Below are 16,454 nucleotides of genomic sequence, written 5' to 3'. Positions count from 1 at the left end.
ATGATAACCAGTATCGTTCCAAGAACGGCATACACCGTGTGGTCAGGCAATCCAAATATCATATAATGCTAATGTGCACCATGCTAACATATAACATACTCGATTCTGATCATCGATGAAAAACACATTGGCGCCGGATACAGCAGTGCTGTGATCAAATACGGTTGTAGCGCATAAAAAAACTGAATGAACCTCTCAATAGTCAGGAGGCTGATACACAGGTGTACTTGATATGACAGATAGGGAAAATGGAGGGGAGAGGAGTCCTACTCTCCGGCTGTGGTCTTTGAGCCACGCAGTGCCGCGATCATTCCGGTCCTCACAAGCTCCTTCACCCCGTACTGGCGGAGGAGTTTCTCGAGTGCATCGATCTTCTCTGGCGGGCCGACCACCTGAAGGATTAGCGTCTTTGCACCGACATCGATGATCTGTGCACGGAAGGTATCTGCGATCTGCATCACTTCGGCACGGGAGCTCCCAGGGTTTGCAACAACCTTGATGAGCGCAAGTTCACGCCGCACATGCTCGTGATAGGTGATATCCGAGACCTTGATGACATCGATCAGCTTGTTCAGCTGCTTCTTCACCTGCTCGATCCGGGTATCATCCCCATGCACGGTGATGGTGATCCGGCTCATCTCAGGCACTTCGCAGGTGCCGACAGCCAGACTCTCGATATTGAATCCACGGCGGGAGAACATACCGGCAACCCGTGATAGGACACCGGCACGGTTCTCGACAAGCACCGAGAGTGTATGGACCTTCATCTCTTCTCCCCCCCGATCATCTCATTGATGGCAGCACCGGCAGGCACCATCGGGAAGACATTCTCCTCCCGCTCGACCCTGAAGTCGAGGACGAACGGGCCGTCGTAATCGATGGCAGCAGTGAGCGCCTCTTTCACCTGATCTGCAGAATCAACCCGCATTCCGTCGATCCCATATGCTGCGGCAATACCGACGAAGTCCACAGACGGCAGTTCGGTATAGGAGTAGCGGCGGTCATAGAAGAGCTCCTGCCACTGCCTGACCATTCCAAGGTACATGTTGTTCAGGATGACAACCTTGACGGGGATATCATACTGGACGATGGTGCCAAACTCCTGGATATTCATCTGGATACTCCCATCTCCTGCAATATCAAAGACCGGGAGATCGGGACGGGCAAAGTGTGCTCCCATTGCAGCCGGCAGGCCATATCCCATCGTGCCAAGACCGCCTGAGGTGATCCAGGTGCGGGGATGTTTGAAACAGAACTGCTGTGCGGTCCACATCTGGTTCTGCCCGACCTCGGAGACGATGATCCCTTCTCCATCGAGGAGATCGGAGAGGGTTTTAATGACAAGCTGCGGCCTGAGCACCCCGTCTTCCGGGCAGGCCATCGGGTACTGCACCTTCCAGTGGCTGATCTTCTCGTTCCAGACAGACCTGTCGGTTGTTCCGGTGAGACGGTCGAGCATGCAGATCAAAACCTGGCGTGAATCGCCGACGATCGGGAGATCAACCACCTTGTTCTTTCCGATCTCGGCAGGATCGATATCGATATGGATGATCCTGGCATTTGGGGCAAAAGACTGAACCCTGCCGGTTACCCGATCATCAAACCGTGCTCCGATGGCGATTAAGAGATCGCATTCGGTGATGGCATAGTTTGCATATCTTGTACCATGCATCCCGAGCATGCCGAGGTTGAGGGGGTGATCGCAGGGGATTGCTCCGATCCCCATCAGGGTGGTCGTCACCGGAATCCCGGTCATCTCAGCAAACCGGACAAGCTCAGGTGATGCATCTGATGCAATCACGCCTCCGCCCGCATAGATCACCGGCCGCTCTGCCTCTGCTATCATGGAGAGGGCTTTTTCAATCTGCCTGAGATGCCCTTTGAATGTCGGGTTGTACCCTCTGAGGGAGACCTCCTTCAGGGGTCCCGGATCAGGCGCTTCATTGGTGACGACATCCTTTGGAAGATCAACCAGGACAGGACCCTGCCTGCCGGTGCCGGCGATATGGAATGCCTCAGCAAGGACCCTGTCGATATCCTCAGCCCTCTTGACGAGGTAGCTGTGTTTTGTGATTGGCATCGTGATGCCGGTGATATCCGACTCCTGGAAGGCATCATTTCCGAGCAGGGCTGTTGGAACCTGTCCGGTCAGTGCCACCATCGGAACGGAGTCCATAAACGCTGTTGCAATCCCGGTCACAAGATTGCATGCTCCCGGCCCGGATGTTGCCAGGCATACACCTGTCCTGCCGGAAGCACGTGCATACCCGTCTGCCGCATGGGCTGCTGCCTGCTCATGCCGCACAAGAATGTGGCGGAGAGGTGAGTCGTACAGCTCATCATAGATTGGGAGTACTACACCACCGGGGTAGCCGAAGATAGTCGTCACTCCCTGCCGCAATAGTCCTTCAATGAGAATTTTAGCCCCGGTTTTCATCTTTTTTTCCTCAATAACCTGTTCATTCCGGATATCATCGCCTCAACCGACGCCATAATGATGTCCGTTCTGGCGCCGCGTGAGGTGATCAATTCTCCGTCCTTCCTTAACTTAACTGTGACGTCTACGAGAGCGTCAGTTCCACCGTAGATCGCATCGACATGGTATTCTTCAAGGGTGATATCGCCGACATCCTGCACTGCCTTTCTGAGGGCCATGATGACCGCGTCAACCGGGCCGGTTCCGGTGGATGCCTGGGTGATATCCTCGCCATTGACGGTCAGGGTAACCGATGCCGTCGGCATAACACTGTTGCCAGAGACCGTCGTAAACTGTTTCATCCGGATCACCGGCGTGCAGGAGATATCCAGCACCGCTTCTGCGATTGCATGGAGATCCGAGTCGGTGACCCGCTTTCCTTCATCGCCAAGCTGCTTCACCCGCGAGACGATCTCCTGGAGCTGCCGTTGTTCTGTCCTGTATCCCATCTCTGACAGGGCTGCTTCAACAGAGGCGCTGCCCGAGTGTTTTCCAAGGAGGATCCGCCGCCGTCTCCCGACCATCTCAGGCATGATCGGCTCATAGGTTGCAGTATCACGGAGGATGCCATGTGCATGGATGCCGCTTTCGTGGGTAAATGCCATCTCCCCGACGATCGCTTTGTTTGTCGGAAGCGGCACACGGGTAAGCCTGGATACGAGTGTGGAGAGGTGGTAGAGCTCTTCGGTTTTGATACCGGTCTTCACACCATACAGGACCTCAAGCGACATCACAAGCTCTTCAAGTGGCGTGTTGCCTGCCCGCTCCCCCAGGCCGTTGACCGTCACATGGGCGGATGATGCACCGGATTTCAGGGCGGATAGGGTCGTTGCGAGGCCAAGCCCCAGATCGTTATGGCAATGGATCGAGAGAGGGGCGAGTGTGGCAAGAGGCGGGATGATCTCACCCGCCCGCTCGGGGGTCATTACACCGACCGTATCACAGAAGCAGATTCGATCCGCACCCCGTTCAACTCCTCCTGCATAGAGATCGTACAGGTATGCCTGATCGGCTCTTGATGCATCTTCGCCGGAGAGCTCTACGATCAAGCCGCGATCCTTTGCATATTCGACAGAATCCCATGCCATCTTCATCACGTACTCCCGGTCTTTCTGGAGTTTCTTCTCGATATGAAGATCAGATACCGGGATGACAAGATGGATGGATTCAGCACCATACTCTGCTGCATAGTCGATATCAAGCTGGACACCCCGGACAAAGGTACAGATCTCAGCTTTGAGTCCTGCATCGGATATCAGCCTGAGAGACTCTCGTTCTCCATCAGATGCAACAGCTGATCCTACCTCGATGACAGAAACACCAATATCTGAGAGAAGTGTTGCAATGTTTAACTTATCATCGGGTTTCAGCGATACACCGGGGGTCTGTTCCCCGTCACGCAGTGTCGTGTCTAAAAAGCGTGGGCTTTTAACAAATAAAGCAATCACTCATAGTGGAAAGCACCAAATTAATTGTTGGACGTTTGGTTATTTAATAGGTTGTTTCTTTTCTAAAGATTGGGAAACGATTGTATTGATGTCAGGTTAAGATCAACAACCCCTGAATTCACACTTTTCTAAAAGTTCTTCATAATTTTTCGCGACCGCCTCCGGCACATCAATTCGATACCCTTATTAAGTTACAAGAAAATGGTCATATGTCGCATGAATTCGACAAAGAGGGCCAAATTGTTGAGAAAAGGGTGGAGGGGCTCTTCCCCTACCTCAGACTGCATGAACTTGCCAAAGAAACAACCTACATTCCCGCCCACTCATAACGAGGCTGGTGGCTTCACGCCCAGAGCATGATACAGCCCCTCTTGTTTTTCAACCATCTCACCTATTCGAAGTGATCTCCCCGGCTGCTCGAAACACTCGATCACATCCAGCTTATCCAACAAACCCGGCAAAGTGTAGTCCTTGAGAAGACCTTTCACCTGCATCTGCTTCTTGATATACGAGAGATAGATCAACGCCACAAACATGACAAACAGCTTCCCGTCAAGACTCTGCTCTGACGAAACCAGAGTACGTCGCATGTTCAAACGCTCTTTTGCATTTCCAAAGGCCTTCTCAACAACATCTTTGTTCCGATAGAGTTCAAGAGCGGTCACTGCATCCATCGTCTCATTGGTGATCAGCGCAAAGAATCCATAATACCGTCTGATTTTGGCAATGACCTCTTCCCGTACCTGTGCTTTTGTACCTCGCACGGGTGTTGTCTTGATCGTGAAATACTTCTCGTACAGCTTCTGATGTTCAGATTCCCGATTTCCTGATTCCAGTTCCTGTTTCAGTGTGATCAGCAGGCAATCAAATGCCTTCTCATCCTCGGCTGCCTGGTCGATGTTGTAGTAATAGTGAATGTACAGGCGACGAGGTTCCTCAAGAGTATCGCCCTTATATGGTCGGTTTTGTGTATAATTCCAGGTGGTTCGAATCGTTCGATAATAGAGTTCATGGTCATCACTGTAATATTCGAAACTTCGGAATGCATCGTAGATCGCATCCAGCTTCTCCCGGATATAGACGAGAGACATCTTGGTGGACATAAGAAACTTCACATGGCTCTGAAACAGGTGGTTGATATTCTCCTTTGTAGAAAAACCCCGGTCCATCACCAGTTTGACCCGTGAATACCCAAGGATATCCAGTTCTTCAAGAAAACGGCGGATCGTCTTGCTATCAAGAATATTGCCTGGAAGTTTTCTGTAATAGAATGGCAGGTTGGACTCCTGGCCAAAGACCAGAGCCAGATTCAACTGGGGTGGTCGATCATGCTCCTTATTGTGGTCATACTGTACTTGCCTGAGGGTTTCTGAGTAACTGGAGATTGTTGTTGTATCATAGGCCCAGAACTCGTTTTCCAGCCTTCTCTTTCCCTGGAGAGTGAAGAATTGTTGTTTATTCTCCTCAGTGATACTGGCAAACAGCTCGCTGCTGCGTTGTGAGGTGATCGTGGCGCCATAGGGATGCTTGTGGAGGAGCCCCCACTTCTCAAAACGGTAGAGCGGTTTTGTATCTTCAAGGATCAGGTAGTATGCGATAGATAAGATCTGTTTGTAGGTGTTGGGAAAACACTGTTTCAGATCATCTGTGATCCCCAGTTTCTCACCGATGGCATCCAGCAGATAGGTGGCGCCATAAAAGGAACGCTGTACCTTTGCAGCTGACTTTGATACAGCTTTACCTGACATAGAATCGTCCTTTGCTTTTCGGTTTCTTCCGTCAGTGGGGACGATCTCTCCTGTTGCCTTATCGACCCGGCCGATCAGGGTACGTCTGGCACGTGATTGTTTCTTCTCCTTGTCCCAGTACGATACGGATTCATAGGCATAGGTGATCCCCGATCGTTTATCTGTTTGGTAGACAATTGCCGCCAATGTAGCTCACTCATCGTTATGTATAATATATAACACATAACGATGATAAAACTTTCGCTCCAACATGAGAGAATATATTGAGAATCTAAGAAAATTATGAGGTTAGATTTTTGGGCTAGTTAGGTGTTTCCGGGAATATAGGATACATCTTTTCAGATCTGTGATTGATGGTTTTCTTAGAAGACTTATCCAAAGCCTGTGAATTGACCTTGACAAAAAAAAAAAGATTTGGGTTTTAACCTTAAGCAGCAGCGCTATCGTAGATCAAGGTGTAATACCGTGCTACAAAGATGATTAGTGCTACAAAGAATGCTAAATACGCTAAATATACGACAGGTAGTAAAATGATACCTATAATGGTGATTGCCAGAATGAAGGAGATAATACCGAAGATTACCATCACTACAGCCGTAGCAAGTACCAATACAAGGAAAAGTATAATTAATGCAATAATATATCGGATCCACCCGATCTTACTCATGTGTCCGAATATAGCGCTGAAGTTTAATGCTTCACGCATTGAATCGGTTCGTGAAAACCGGATCACGGCAATGGGGAGTATAAGCATTAATATGAGTAGTATAATACAGAAAACAAGTAGCCCTAGCAGACCAGCACCTAACAATGTACCAATGACCGCATCAGGTGAGCCTGTAGAACCAGCCACTGCACCAAGTAAGCCACCACTTAAGGCGAATATAAACAGAAGAATCAGCGGTATCAACAGATATGCTAAACCAATAAGGAATAATTTAATCGTATTTATAAAGACATCTTCAACAGGATCAAGTCCGGTTGAAGCAGACTCGCCTTTGTAAACTTTTACTAGATATCCAGGTAATAATATAGGAATTATGGCTAACATTATCCATTTAACCCACTTACCTATTAAGCATTCCTTCGTAAACTCTAAAGAGTCGCTAATCCAATTCATGTAAGACATACTAACCTCCTGGTTGTAATTGTCCTTCCTTCTTCATTATATATAAACGTCACTAAATGATTCGCCAGAATCAAGCTTATCCCACAGTTCGCACATTATTTTTTTGAGATTAATAGCATATTAATTGAAAATCGGTCTTTTTCAGCAATAAGGTTAAAATTGCAGGATTCTGCGATTCGGGGATACAACCACGACCTCCAATTCAATTTGATATATTAAAAAAATATAGATCATATTTATGAACATGTTATTAAAGCACTTATAAAAAGGTATGATCAGAAACCGGAAAAGCAATGACCCAGTCTAATGCCTGAAGTAGCTGACTCCGGTGAAGACCATCGCCATATTCCGCTTGTTGGCCGCCTCGATCACCTCGGCATCCCGGATTGAACCACCGGGCTGGATGAGGGCGGTTGCAGATCTAGAATATTGATTGAAGGGCATTAAAAGTAAGCAATTCGCATAAACACCTCACAATAACAATTGATTTCTAACGATAACATAAAAATAAAATAATAAACTTTATAGTTGTTGAAAATAAATGACCACTTTATGAAACATATATTTAAAGTAGTTTCTCTTGCATTGTTGATTGTTCTTTTTATAGGCGCAGCAGGTTGTTCAGAAAAAGATCCTAATATCGAATCACCAGAAAGTTCTGTTCAGCATTCAAGTAATGATGTGGACAGTTCCCAGCAACATGAAGCCATTGAATCTTCAAGTCCACCTGTTTCATATATTTCTCCCTATCCAAATGCCATTAGTCGTGGAGATCGCTACTTCTACGATTATAACACATTATCACAATCAAAAGAGAGGGTTAGCAACTCTGACTTCTCAATCATTGTGAATGATTTCAAGTATAAAAACGATTATTATGTAACAGATATAAAAACAGGAAATAAGGTTTGGGTTACTTCCCCATCAGGAAAACGATTTCTCTTTGTAAGTGTTACAGTGGGTCCAATAACAACAAATGAACGATACACCTCACCATATGCTTCTGACTTTAAACTTGTCGATGGAATAAATTCGTATTCTCCAAAACTCAATATTTGTCCTGAAATGAATGTTGTAATAGAAAATCTTCGGACATATGATGAATCAATAAAAGATCGTTATGCATTATCTGAGGGTGAAATATACGTTAAACAAGCCTTTTTTGGCTCGCTAAACAAGGCTAAAGGTTCAGGTGCAATTTCTGGATGGCTAATTTTTGAAGTTCCTGATACCCTTACTGTTAATCAAGATACCTATGTTACATTAAGTCTGGGACCTGAGTTAAGTGTCTGGAAATTATTTGACATTATGGCATCCGTTAGTGTTGATAAAAGCCCCCTAAGCGGGGATATCGGCGTAACATTCAACGGTGGACCTGAAGCTCAGATGATACACACAATTGAGGTTGAGGTAATCCAATCAGATGGGATAAGAAATATCGATTCATTTTCAATAGAATCAGGACAGAGAAGTATCCCTGCTACAACAAAAATTACAGTCCCAGGTTCAAAACCAGGTGAAGGAAAAGATCACGTTATTGTTACCTTCATTCGCAGAGATGGTGAGAGAATAATCAAATATGATGATTATATTGAAGCAAAGCCAAGAGGTCCATCCTAATCCTGAAAAGAGATAAATATAATATTCAAGATAAGCGCGATTATTCCTTTTTCGCGCCAATCTTTATTTTCTATAGTTAAGCGAGTCTCCTTTTCATAAAATATGACAAAATTATTATCGAGAAGCTTTTCTCTTAATTATATCAATGCCTGAAGTACCTGACTCCGGTGAAGACCATCGCCATATTCCGCTTGTTGGCCGCCTCGATCACCTCGGCATCCCGGATTGATCCGCCCGGCTGGATGAGGGCGGTTGCACCGGCATCTGCTGCCACCTCTAAAGTGTCGGGGAAGGGGAGGAAGGCATCGGAGGCGACGACCGATCCCTTCAAAGACTTTCCTGCCTTCTCGATTGCGATCTTTGCCGCATCAACCCTGCTCATCTGGCCGGCTCCGATCCCAAGGGTCTCCTCGTTGTTTGCAAAGATGATCGTATTGCTCTTTGTATGCTTGCAGACCCGCCAGGCAAGCCGCATCGCATCCAGTTCTGCGGCAGTCGGCTCACGCTCGGATACCACTTCCCAGTGTTCTAAGTACGGGGGTGTCCGCATACAGAGGATACCGCCGTCGATGGACCGAAGCTCATCAGCCAGTGAGGGTTCAGGCATAATCAGAACCCGCATATTCTCTTTTGTCTTCATCATCTCCAGAGCCTCTGCTGAGAATGAGGGTGCGATGATCACCTCGACAAAGGTGCTGCAGATAGCTGCTGCCACATCAGATCCGACCTCACGGTTCATCGCAACAACAGATCCGTATGCTGAGGCAGGATCGACATCCCGTGCCCGGATATAGGAGTCGATGAGTGTTTTCCCGGTTGCAACACCGCAGGGGTTGTTATGCTTGACGATGACGCATGCGGGATCATCAAACTCCCTGAGAAGGCCGACTGCGGAGTTGCAGTCGAGATAGTTGTTATAGGACATCTGCTTGCCCTGCAGCGGCTCAACCCCGGCTATCCCGACGGTTCCATAGACAGCTGCCTGCTGGTGGGGGTTCTCCCCGTACCTGAGCATTCGTCCGGACTGGAACTGGACTGTCAGGACTGAGGGGAAGGCGGAGTCTAAGCTGTTTAGATAGTTGCTGATGGCAGCATCATAGGCAGCAGTCCTGGCAAAGGCCTTCTTTGCAAGGGAGAGACGGAATGAAGCGGAAACCGTTCCCTCTACCAGTGCAGCTTCTATCGCCGGGTAATCATCAGGATCGCAGCAGACAAGAACATCCCTGTAGTTCTTGGCAGCGGCCCGGATCATAGCAGGACCGCCAATATCGATGAACTCAACCAGTTCTTCAAGAGGGAGATCCTGTGCAGACATAGCTTCGAATGGATAGAGGTTCACAACCAGCAGATCGATTCCGGGGATACCATGCTCCGCCATAACAGAATCATCGATCCCACGCCTGCCGAGGAGACCGCCATGGATCTTCGGATGGAGGGTCTTTACCCGGCCATCCATCATCTCAGGAGAGCCGGTGTAGGCGGAGACCTCGGTGAAGGGTATGCCAGCGTCTTTAAGTGCCTTGCCGGTACCACCTGAACTCAGGATATTGACACCTGATTCATGAAGAACACGGGCAAATGCAACAATTCCTGTCTTATCCCAGACAGAGAGGAGAGCCGTTCTCATGTGAGAACTATTGATCGTCAGGATTATTAGAACTCACCCATACCAGACATCCTCCGGGAAATGTGAGAACGGAATATAGGGGCGTGCATGATCTCGCAGATCTCTCATCAGGAAAGGTTTTCATCCACCTGCGCCCCCTGATCTGCCTATCGTTCATCCACCAGACCTATTCAACGCCATAATCCGATCAATTATTCAAAAAACGAAAATCCGGCTATTTCACCTCTTCATAGGAATCATTCTCAGGAGAGCATTTCATACTCATTTACGTAAGGTAAAGGTTAAGTTTATATAGAACTGCATTGCAATAGATAGTGTAACACTTCGATGTGATCTTCTATGGAGGATGATGAGACCCAGAGACAGGAAGAGATTATGAACAATGAGAGTGAAGCGGGCGATGTTGGAGATGAAGGAGATTTTCAAGTGACTCAGGAAGCATATGATGAGCTCAATAATAAATTCCTCCGGCTCGCCGCCGACTTTGAGAATTTTAAAAAGAGAGCCGCACGAGAGAGAGAACAGATCATCAGGTTTGCAAATGAACAGTTTGCTCTGGAGATTCTTGAAGTTCTCGATAATATCGAGCGGGCACTCAAAGCAGAAGATTCTGATCTCAAAGAAGGGCTTTCACAGATTCATAAATTATTCCTCTCAATCATTGAGAGGAACGGCATCACCCCCATCGAGTGTGCACATGCCCGTTTCGACCCAAACGAGCATGAAGCGATAGCATCTATCCCCTCAGAAGAGGAAGAGGGGGCGGTTGTCGATGAGGTATGCCGCGGGTATCGCATGCATGATAAAGTGATACGCTGCGCCAAAGTGGTAGTATCGCAGGGAAAACAAAACAAAGAGTGATAAAAATGGCAGAAAAAATTCTTGGAATTGATCTTGGAACGACATACTCCTGCATGGCGATTATGGAAGGGGGAACCCCGAAGGTGATCCCAAACTCCGAAGGTGCCCGGACAACCCCCTCGGTTGTTGCATTCTCAAAAGATGGCGAGCGCCTTGTCGGGAGTGTGGCAAAACGCCAGGCTGTAACGAATCCGACCAGAACCATCGCCTCGATCAAGAGAAAGATGGGGACAAATGAGACGGTCACAATCGGCGATAAGAAATACACTCCCCAGGAGATCTCGGCGATGATTCTTCAGAAACTCAAAATCGATGCCGAAGCCTATCTTGGTGAGAAGATCACAAAGGCCGTCATCACCGTCCCTGCATACTTCAATGATGCACAGCGCCAGGCAACAAAGGATGCCGGCAAGATTGCAGGCCTTGAAGTGATGAGAATCATCAACGAGCCGACTGCAAGCTCCCTTGCATACGGCCTTGACAAAGAGGGTGACTCCACAGTCCTCGTCTATGACCTTGGCGGCGGTACATTCGATGTCTCCATCCTGACCCTGGGTGATGGTGTTTTCGAGGTTCTCTCAACAAACGGTATCAACCATCTGGGGGGAGATGACTTTGATGACCGGATCATTGACTTCTTAATCGATGACTTCAAGCAGAAGGAGGGTATCGATCTCAGGAAGGATCCCGTAGCACTTCAGCGGTTAAAGGATGCAGCAGAAAGAGCCAAGATCGAGCTCTCAACGCTTCAGAAGACGAATATCAACCTCCCCTACATCACCACATCCGACTCGGGACCGAAATTCCTCGACACCGATCTCACCCGTGCGAAGTTTGAGCAGCTGATTGGGGACCTCGTTGACAAGACGATCGACCCCGTAAAGAATGCACTGAAAGATGCAGGCCTTGAGGCAAAAGATATCACCCATGTCCTGCTGGTCGGCGGTTCAACACGTGTTCCGCTCGTTGTCGAGACTGTCAAGAAGATCACCGGCAAGGAGCCTGACAAGGGTATCAATCCTGACGAGTGTGTTGCACTCGGTGCAGCAATCCAGGGAGCAGTCCTCTCCGGAGAAGCAAAGGATGTCGTCCTTCTTGATGTGACACCGCTCACGCTTGGCATTGAGACGCTCGGCAATATCGCCACCCCGCTCATTGAGAGGAACACAACAATCCCGACAAGGAAGAGCCAGATCTTCTCAACCGCAGCAGACGGCCAGACGAGTGTCGAGATCCATGTCGTCCAGGGAGAACGCCAGTTTGCACGTGACAACTTCTCTCTCGGCAGGTTCCAGTTGACCGGAATCCCACCGGCACCCCGTGGAGTTCCGCAGATCGAGGTGACATTCGATATCGATGCAAACGGTATCGTCCATGTCTCTGCAAAGGATCTTGGATCCGGGAATGAGCAGTCGATTACGATACACGGAAAGAAAGATCTCACAGACGACGAGATCGAGAAGATGGTCAAAGACGCCCAGCTCCATGAAGAGGAGGACAAAAAGAAGCGCGAGGAGATCGAGATCAGAAACAATGCCGATATGGCAGCTTACTCTGCCGAGAAGCTGATCAAGGAGAGCGGTGACCAGATTGATGATGAGGATAAGACCTCCATTGAAGAGGCTGTGGCAGCACTCAAGACAACACTTGAGGGCGAAGACACCGTTGCCATCAAGGAGAAGATGGATGCCCTTCAGGAAGCCGTCTTCAAAGTCACCACAAAACTCTACCAGAAGGCTGGTGAGGCGGCACAGGAAGCAGGTGCAGGCCCCGAGGCAGGAAAACCTGAAGACGATACCGTCGTCGATGCCGACTACGAAGTCAGGAAAGAGTGAGTTGAATGGTTGCGGAGAGCTACTATGACACTCTTGGCGTTCCCAGGAATGCCCCGGAGAAGGATATAAAAAGAGCCTACCGCAACCTCGCCCGGAAATATCATCCGGATGTCTGCAAAGAAGAGGGTGCTGAGGAGCGTTTCAAAAAGATCAACGAGGCCTATAGCATCCTCTCCGATGCCGATAAGCGCCGCCAGTATGACCAGCTCGGCCACGAGGCATATACCAATGCCTCGAAGGGAAGCTATAGTGGAGCGGGCAATGCAAACTATGGCTTCTCTTCAGACTTCTCAGGCTTTGGAGACATTTTCGACTCCTTTTTCGGGGGTCGTGGAGCGAGGGGCGGTCCACAGCGGGGTGCCGATCTCCTGATGAGAGTATCGGTTTCGCTCCGTGATGCGGTCTTTGGGACAGACCGGGATGTCAGGGTGATGCATGCCGAACCCTGCGCTGATTGTGACGGAACCGGGAGTGCCAACAAGCGCCAGACCACCTGTTCCCGGTGCGGTGGAAGCGGGCAGATGCGATCTGTCAGCCAGTCCCTCTTCGGCCAGTTTGTCAGGATGACAACCTGTACCGAATGTAATGGAAAGGGAAAAGTGCCCGAACAGACCTGCAAATCATGTAACGGGAGCGGGCACACCCAGGTCCAGAGGACGATCACTGTCCATATTCCCGCAGGTGTTGAGTCGGGCATGCGGCTTCGGATGGAAGGATATGGCGAGGTCGGCGATTATGGTGCACCAACTGGCGATCTCTATATTGAAGTCTTAGTGGAGCCCGACAAGCGGTTTGACAGGAAAGGCGACAATCTTGAAACCGCAGTCCAGATCACGCCGGCACAGGCAGTCCTTGGATCAGAGGTAGAGATAGAGACGATAGACGACCGCAAAGTCAGTCTCAAAATTCCATCCGGCATCCAGTATGGAACCGCCCTCAGGATCCCCGGCGAAGGGGTACGGAGGCGTGGGAGACCGGGCGACCTGCATGTGCGGGTGCTCATCATAACGCCAAAGAACCCTGAAGCCGAGGTAAAAGAGCTCTATCAGAAGATCCGGGATCTTGAGATGAAGACCGAACAGAGTGGAGAAGGAACATCTGGGAAGAAAGGCTTCTTTGAGAAGGTAATGGGCAGATAATCCTTTAAATCCCTCACTTTTGTATTTTTTTGATTTCACCCTGCACAGGTATTTCTTCTCATATTGCCAATATATATACGGATGAATCTGCTTTTTGAACTCTCCGGAGAACACCCGGACCTGCCTGCGGCTGAGATTGGATGTGTCGGGACGGTGCTTGCAACCGCTCCGCAGGTAGCCATTGCGAGCTGCCCGGTTCCGGAAGATACGCTCCGACTCTCCCAGACACATGTCGTAATGGAGTATCTTGGCGAATGTGCTTCAGATAAAGAGGAATTTGCCTCACTTCTCAGGGATCTCGCTCTGGCCCCGGAAGAGCCGTTCTCCTGCCGGATCAAAAGGATTCATCCTGCTGATCTTCCTGCTCCAAAGATGGAGCTGGAGAAGATGATGGGGCATTATATCGAGGGTACTGTCTCCCTGAAGAATCCACGTATCGAATACCGTGCCATCTTCTCAGACGGAACCTGTTATCTTGGACGGGTGCTTCACCATATCGACCGGGGATCATATGCATACCGGAACCCGATGCGGCGAGCCTTCTTCCATCCAGGCGTTATGATGCCGCTCATGGCGCGTGCCATGGTCAATCTTACCAGGATCCAGCCGGGCGGGATCTTCTATGATCCGTTCTGTGGAACGGGGGGGATCCTGCTTGAAGCAGCATGTATCGGCGCTACAATAGCAGGATCAGATATCGATCCGGCAATGATTGAGGGGGCACGGGTAAATCTGCCTCATTCAGTCTGCTTTTTAGCAGACACCTGCAATCTTCCGATAGCAGACAAATCAGTTGACGCTATCGCAACAGATCTCCCATACGGGCAATCCACAGCGATAAAAGCAGTGAGCCTTGAAAGGCTGTATACCCAATCATTATCAGAGATCCAGCGCATACTTAAAAGAGAGAGTCGTGCGGTGATCGTAACCCACCAGGATGTCTCCGGATTGGCAGGAGAATATTTTGAGATCGTCCATTCATTCTCTCAGCGGGTACACAAAAGCCTGACACGTCAGATCTTAGTCCTCGCACAATAGAAAGCAATAACAGGAATACCGGTATCAGCCTGCCAGCATCATCCACTGATCCGGGCATTGAAATTGCATACCAGAAGGCAAAAAGCAGATTGCGGCTTCCGGGATGAGATTTCAGATCAGGAAAAAGCTATGGCATCAATTGCATGTGAAGAAAAGATTACTTCCCTGCTGCCGGGAGGAGTCCGGTGGTATTAGACTGGTTACGAGAGAACTGCTCATCATTTGAGCCGAACCGAGCCCTGGCCATCCGAGCCCTCCGCCACATGAAGAAAGGCGACCATATCAAACTCTTCTCGGAAGAGATCATGGAGATGCGGACGGTTGAGGGATACTGGTATGAAGCGCTTATCTACGAGCTTCTCCTCGAAACAGCCACCAACACCCCTGCTATCAAGAAGATCGTGAAGAAGGGTGCCGATGCGCCAAGACGCCCTATCCGGATCGCACTTGGCCAGAACGGCATGTACTATGCAGAGAAGGGTGATATCAGGGTGCGGGGAAATGGACAGGATCTTGCGGAAGTGGATCTCCTCTTAATCGATTCCAATAACCAGGTCTCTTTTGCCGAGATCATCACATCACCATCTGATTTAAAGGATCTTGAAGCTGAGATCCATTATAAAAAGAAACTCTTTGGATATCTTTTCCGCCAGGAGAAAGTTGAGTTCTCTCTCTTTTCTGCCGTTGATATCTCAAATACCCAGGTGATCAAGCGGCTCTGCCGGGAAGAAGAGAACGCATATGTTGGTACCTTCTCCTGCGAGGAGCTGAAAGCCTCAATCCGGTCACTCCGGCTTGCATCGCTTTCACGGCAGGCAGTGAATAATCCAAAACTGATCAGCGCCCTCTCACTCCGGACACGCCCGTTCGATTACCTCCAGTTCCACGATCAGACACTTGCACGTATCCTCTATCATGCAAACAATGGAACAAAACAACAACAGGCGTTAGCAGATCCACAGATCTCACCACTTGTCAAGAAGGTGATCTTTGGAGCCATGCATACAGATGCCAGGAAAGCCCTTGTCAATGATCTGGGACTTCGGGTAAAGAGCACCATCCTTGATTTCGAGACGCTCAGCCGTGATTACTCAAAGGTGGTCTTTGCGATGGATCTCCCCGATCCCTCGCCTGTTGTCTATCTCAAACCAAAGAAGAAGCGGATGTATTATAAGATGGTCCCTGAGAAGACGGGAGGGTTCAAGTACGAACGCCAGACACCGGGAAGGGTTGGTTTTTATCTCTGGCTCGAGTCTGCAAAACCGGCTGTTTCAAGAGAGATGATGTATTCACTCCTCGATTTCAGCAACAGACAATAATCCGAAATTATTCATCCCCGTCTCTTACTCTTTTTTACAGTATTTCCGTAAGTCCTACAGTATTGGAGTCCCAGGTATTGCATCCGGCATACTGTATCCGTCATCCGGGATACAGTATCAGGAATAATACATGACTGATATCATGAGAGAGAAGAATAAAGAGACGCAGGCGTCTTGTGTGTAATCATGTGAGAAGAGTTGTTTCATAATAGGG

13 protein-coding genes are annotated in these 16,454 nt (G+C 49.0%); 6 read left to right on the top strand and 7 right to left on the bottom strand.

The features are described 5' to 3' along the window. Positions 1-266 precede the first annotated feature (266 nt). The 6 genes from ilvN to ACZ44I_RS05125 all read right to left on the bottom strand — a co-directional run bounded on the left by ilvN (position 267) and on the right by ACZ44I_RS05125 (position 7,245). Entirely contained in the window at positions 267-767 is a 501-nt protein-coding gene (gene ilvN, locus ACZ44I_RS05150) for an acetolactate synthase small subunit (protein WP_464548142.1), read from the bottom strand. Beyond that, a complete protein-coding gene (gene ilvB, locus ACZ44I_RS05145) occupies positions 764-2,437 on the bottom strand; it encodes a biosynthetic-type acetolactate synthase large subunit (RefSeq protein ID WP_464548144.1) in 1,674 nt (557 codons plus the stop codon). Before ilvB ends, ilvN begins: the two co-directional genes overlap by 4 nt. Continuing rightward, a complete protein-coding gene (locus tag ACZ44I_RS05140) occupies positions 2,434-3,924 on the bottom strand; it encodes a 2-isopropylmalate synthase (protein ID WP_464548146.1) in 1,491 nt (496 codons plus the stop codon). Before ACZ44I_RS05140 ends, ilvB begins: the two co-directional genes overlap by 4 nt. A 323-nt stretch (positions 3,925-4,247) precedes the next feature. After that, complete coding sequence (locus tag ACZ44I_RS05135; protein ID WP_464548148.1) at positions 4,248-5,858, bottom strand: IS1634 family transposase; 1,611 nt, start codon at positions 5,856-5,858, stop codon at positions 4,248-4,250. Between the two features lie 241 nt (positions 5,859-6,099). Next, positions 6,100-6,801 (bottom strand): DUF4013 domain-containing protein, encoded by a 702-nt coding sequence (locus ACZ44I_RS05130; RefSeq protein WP_464548150.1) that lies wholly within the window; start codon positions 6,799-6,801, stop codon positions 6,100-6,102. A gap of 303 nt (positions 6,802-7,104) precedes the next feature. Further along, the gene (locus ACZ44I_RS05125; RefSeq protein WP_464551686.1) at positions 7,105-7,245 is read right to left on the bottom strand and encodes a hypothetical protein; all 141 of its coding nucleotides are present in this window, start codon (positions 7,243-7,245) and stop codon (positions 7,105-7,107) included. Positions 7,246-7,353: 108 nt separating this feature from the next. On the opposite strand from ACZ44I_RS05125, the gene ACZ44I_RS05120 reads away from it, so the two are divergent. Beyond that, a complete protein-coding gene (locus ACZ44I_RS05120; protein WP_464548152.1) occupies positions 7,354-8,421 on the top strand; it encodes a DUF4352 domain-containing protein in 1,068 nt (355 codons plus the stop codon). 142 nt (positions 8,422-8,563) lie between these two features. Here the strand turns inward: ACZ44I_RS05120 and purH are convergent, their stop codons facing one another. Then, positions 8,564-10,048 carry a bifunctional phosphoribosylaminoimidazolecarboxamide formyltransferase/IMP cyclohydrolase gene (gene purH / locus ACZ44I_RS05115; RefSeq protein ID WP_464548153.1) on the bottom strand — a complete coding sequence of 495 codons (1,485 nt, stop codon included), beginning with the start codon at positions 10,046-10,048 and terminating at the stop codon, positions 8,564-8,566. Between the two features lie 339 nt (positions 10,049-10,387). Here purH and ACZ44I_RS05110 point away from each other — a divergent pair, with 339 nt between their 5' ends. The 5 genes from ACZ44I_RS05110 to ACZ44I_RS05090 all read left to right on the top strand — a co-directional run bounded on the left by ACZ44I_RS05110 (position 10,388) and on the right by ACZ44I_RS05090 (position 16,240). Further along, positions 10,388-10,909 carry a nucleotide exchange factor GrpE gene (locus ACZ44I_RS05110; protein ID WP_464548155.1) on the top strand — a complete coding sequence of 174 codons (522 nt, stop codon included), beginning with the start codon at positions 10,388-10,390 and terminating at the stop codon, positions 10,907-10,909. Positions 10,910-10,914: 5 nt separating this feature from the next. Next, positions 10,915-12,744, top strand: coding sequence for a molecular chaperone DnaK (gene dnaK, locus ACZ44I_RS05105; RefSeq protein ID WP_464548157.1), 1,830 nt, complete (start codon positions 10,915-10,917; stop codon positions 12,742-12,744). 5 nt (positions 12,745-12,749) lie between these two features. Beyond that, complete coding sequence (gene dnaJ, locus ACZ44I_RS05100; RefSeq protein ID WP_464548159.1) at positions 12,750-13,883, top strand: molecular chaperone DnaJ; 1,134 nt, start codon at positions 12,750-12,752, stop codon at positions 13,881-13,883. A gap of 81 nt (positions 13,884-13,964) precedes the next feature. After that, a complete protein-coding gene (locus ACZ44I_RS05095) occupies positions 13,965-14,921 on the top strand; it encodes a methyltransferase domain-containing protein (RefSeq protein WP_464548161.1) in 957 nt (318 codons plus the stop codon). Between the two features lie 185 nt (positions 14,922-15,106). Next, on the top strand, positions 15,107-16,240 hold the full coding sequence (locus tag ACZ44I_RS05090; RefSeq protein ID WP_464548163.1) for a hypothetical protein: 1,134 nt from the start codon (positions 15,107-15,109) through the stop codon (positions 16,238-16,240). The last annotated feature ends 214 nt before the right edge of the window (positions 16,241-16,454 follow it).

Source organism: Methanocalculus pumilus (genome assembly GCF_055382585.1).
Note: the sequence above shows the minus strand (reverse complement) of the source record. Positions and strands in the feature narration are given on the sequence as shown.

What these genes read in the sequence shown, in the direction of transcription:
- ACZ44I_RS05095 (WP_464548161.1), top strand. Translation starts at nt 13,965, where the DNA reads ATGAATCTGCTTTTTGAACTCTCCGGAGAACACCCGGACCTGCCTGCG.
- dnaJ (WP_464548159.1), top strand. Translation starts at nt 12,750, where the DNA reads ATGGTTGCGGAGAGCTACTATGACACTCTTGGCGTTCCCAGGAATGCC.
- dnaK (WP_464548157.1), top strand. Translation starts at nt 10,915, where the DNA reads ATGGCAGAAAAAATTCTTGGAATTGATCTTGGAACGACATACTCCTGC.
- ACZ44I_RS05130 (WP_464548150.1), bottom strand. Translation starts at nt 6,801, where the DNA reads ATGTCTTACATGAATTGGATTAGCGACTCTTTAGAGTTTACGAAGGAA.
- ACZ44I_RS05120 (WP_464548152.1), top strand. Translation starts at nt 7,354, where the DNA reads ATGAAACATATATTTAAAGTAGTTTCTCTTGCATTGTTGATTGTTCTT.
- ilvN (WP_464548142.1), bottom strand. Translation starts at nt 767, where the DNA reads ATGAAGGTCCATACACTCTCGGTGCTTGTCGAGAACCGTGCCGGTGTC.
- purH (WP_464548153.1), bottom strand. Translation starts at nt 10,048, where the DNA reads ATGAGAACGGCTCTCCTCTCTGTCTGGGATAAGACAGGAATTGTTGCA.
- ACZ44I_RS05110 (WP_464548155.1), top strand. Translation starts at nt 10,388, where the DNA reads ATGGAGGATGATGAGACCCAGAGACAGGAAGAGATTATGAACAATGAG.
- ilvB (WP_464548144.1), bottom strand. Translation starts at nt 2,437, where the DNA reads ATGAAAACCGGGGCTAAAATTCTCATTGAAGGACTATTGCGGCAGGGA.
- ACZ44I_RS05125 (WP_464551686.1), bottom strand. Translation starts at nt 7,245, where the DNA reads ATGCCCTTCAATCAATATTCTAGATCTGCAACCGCCCTCATCCAGCCC.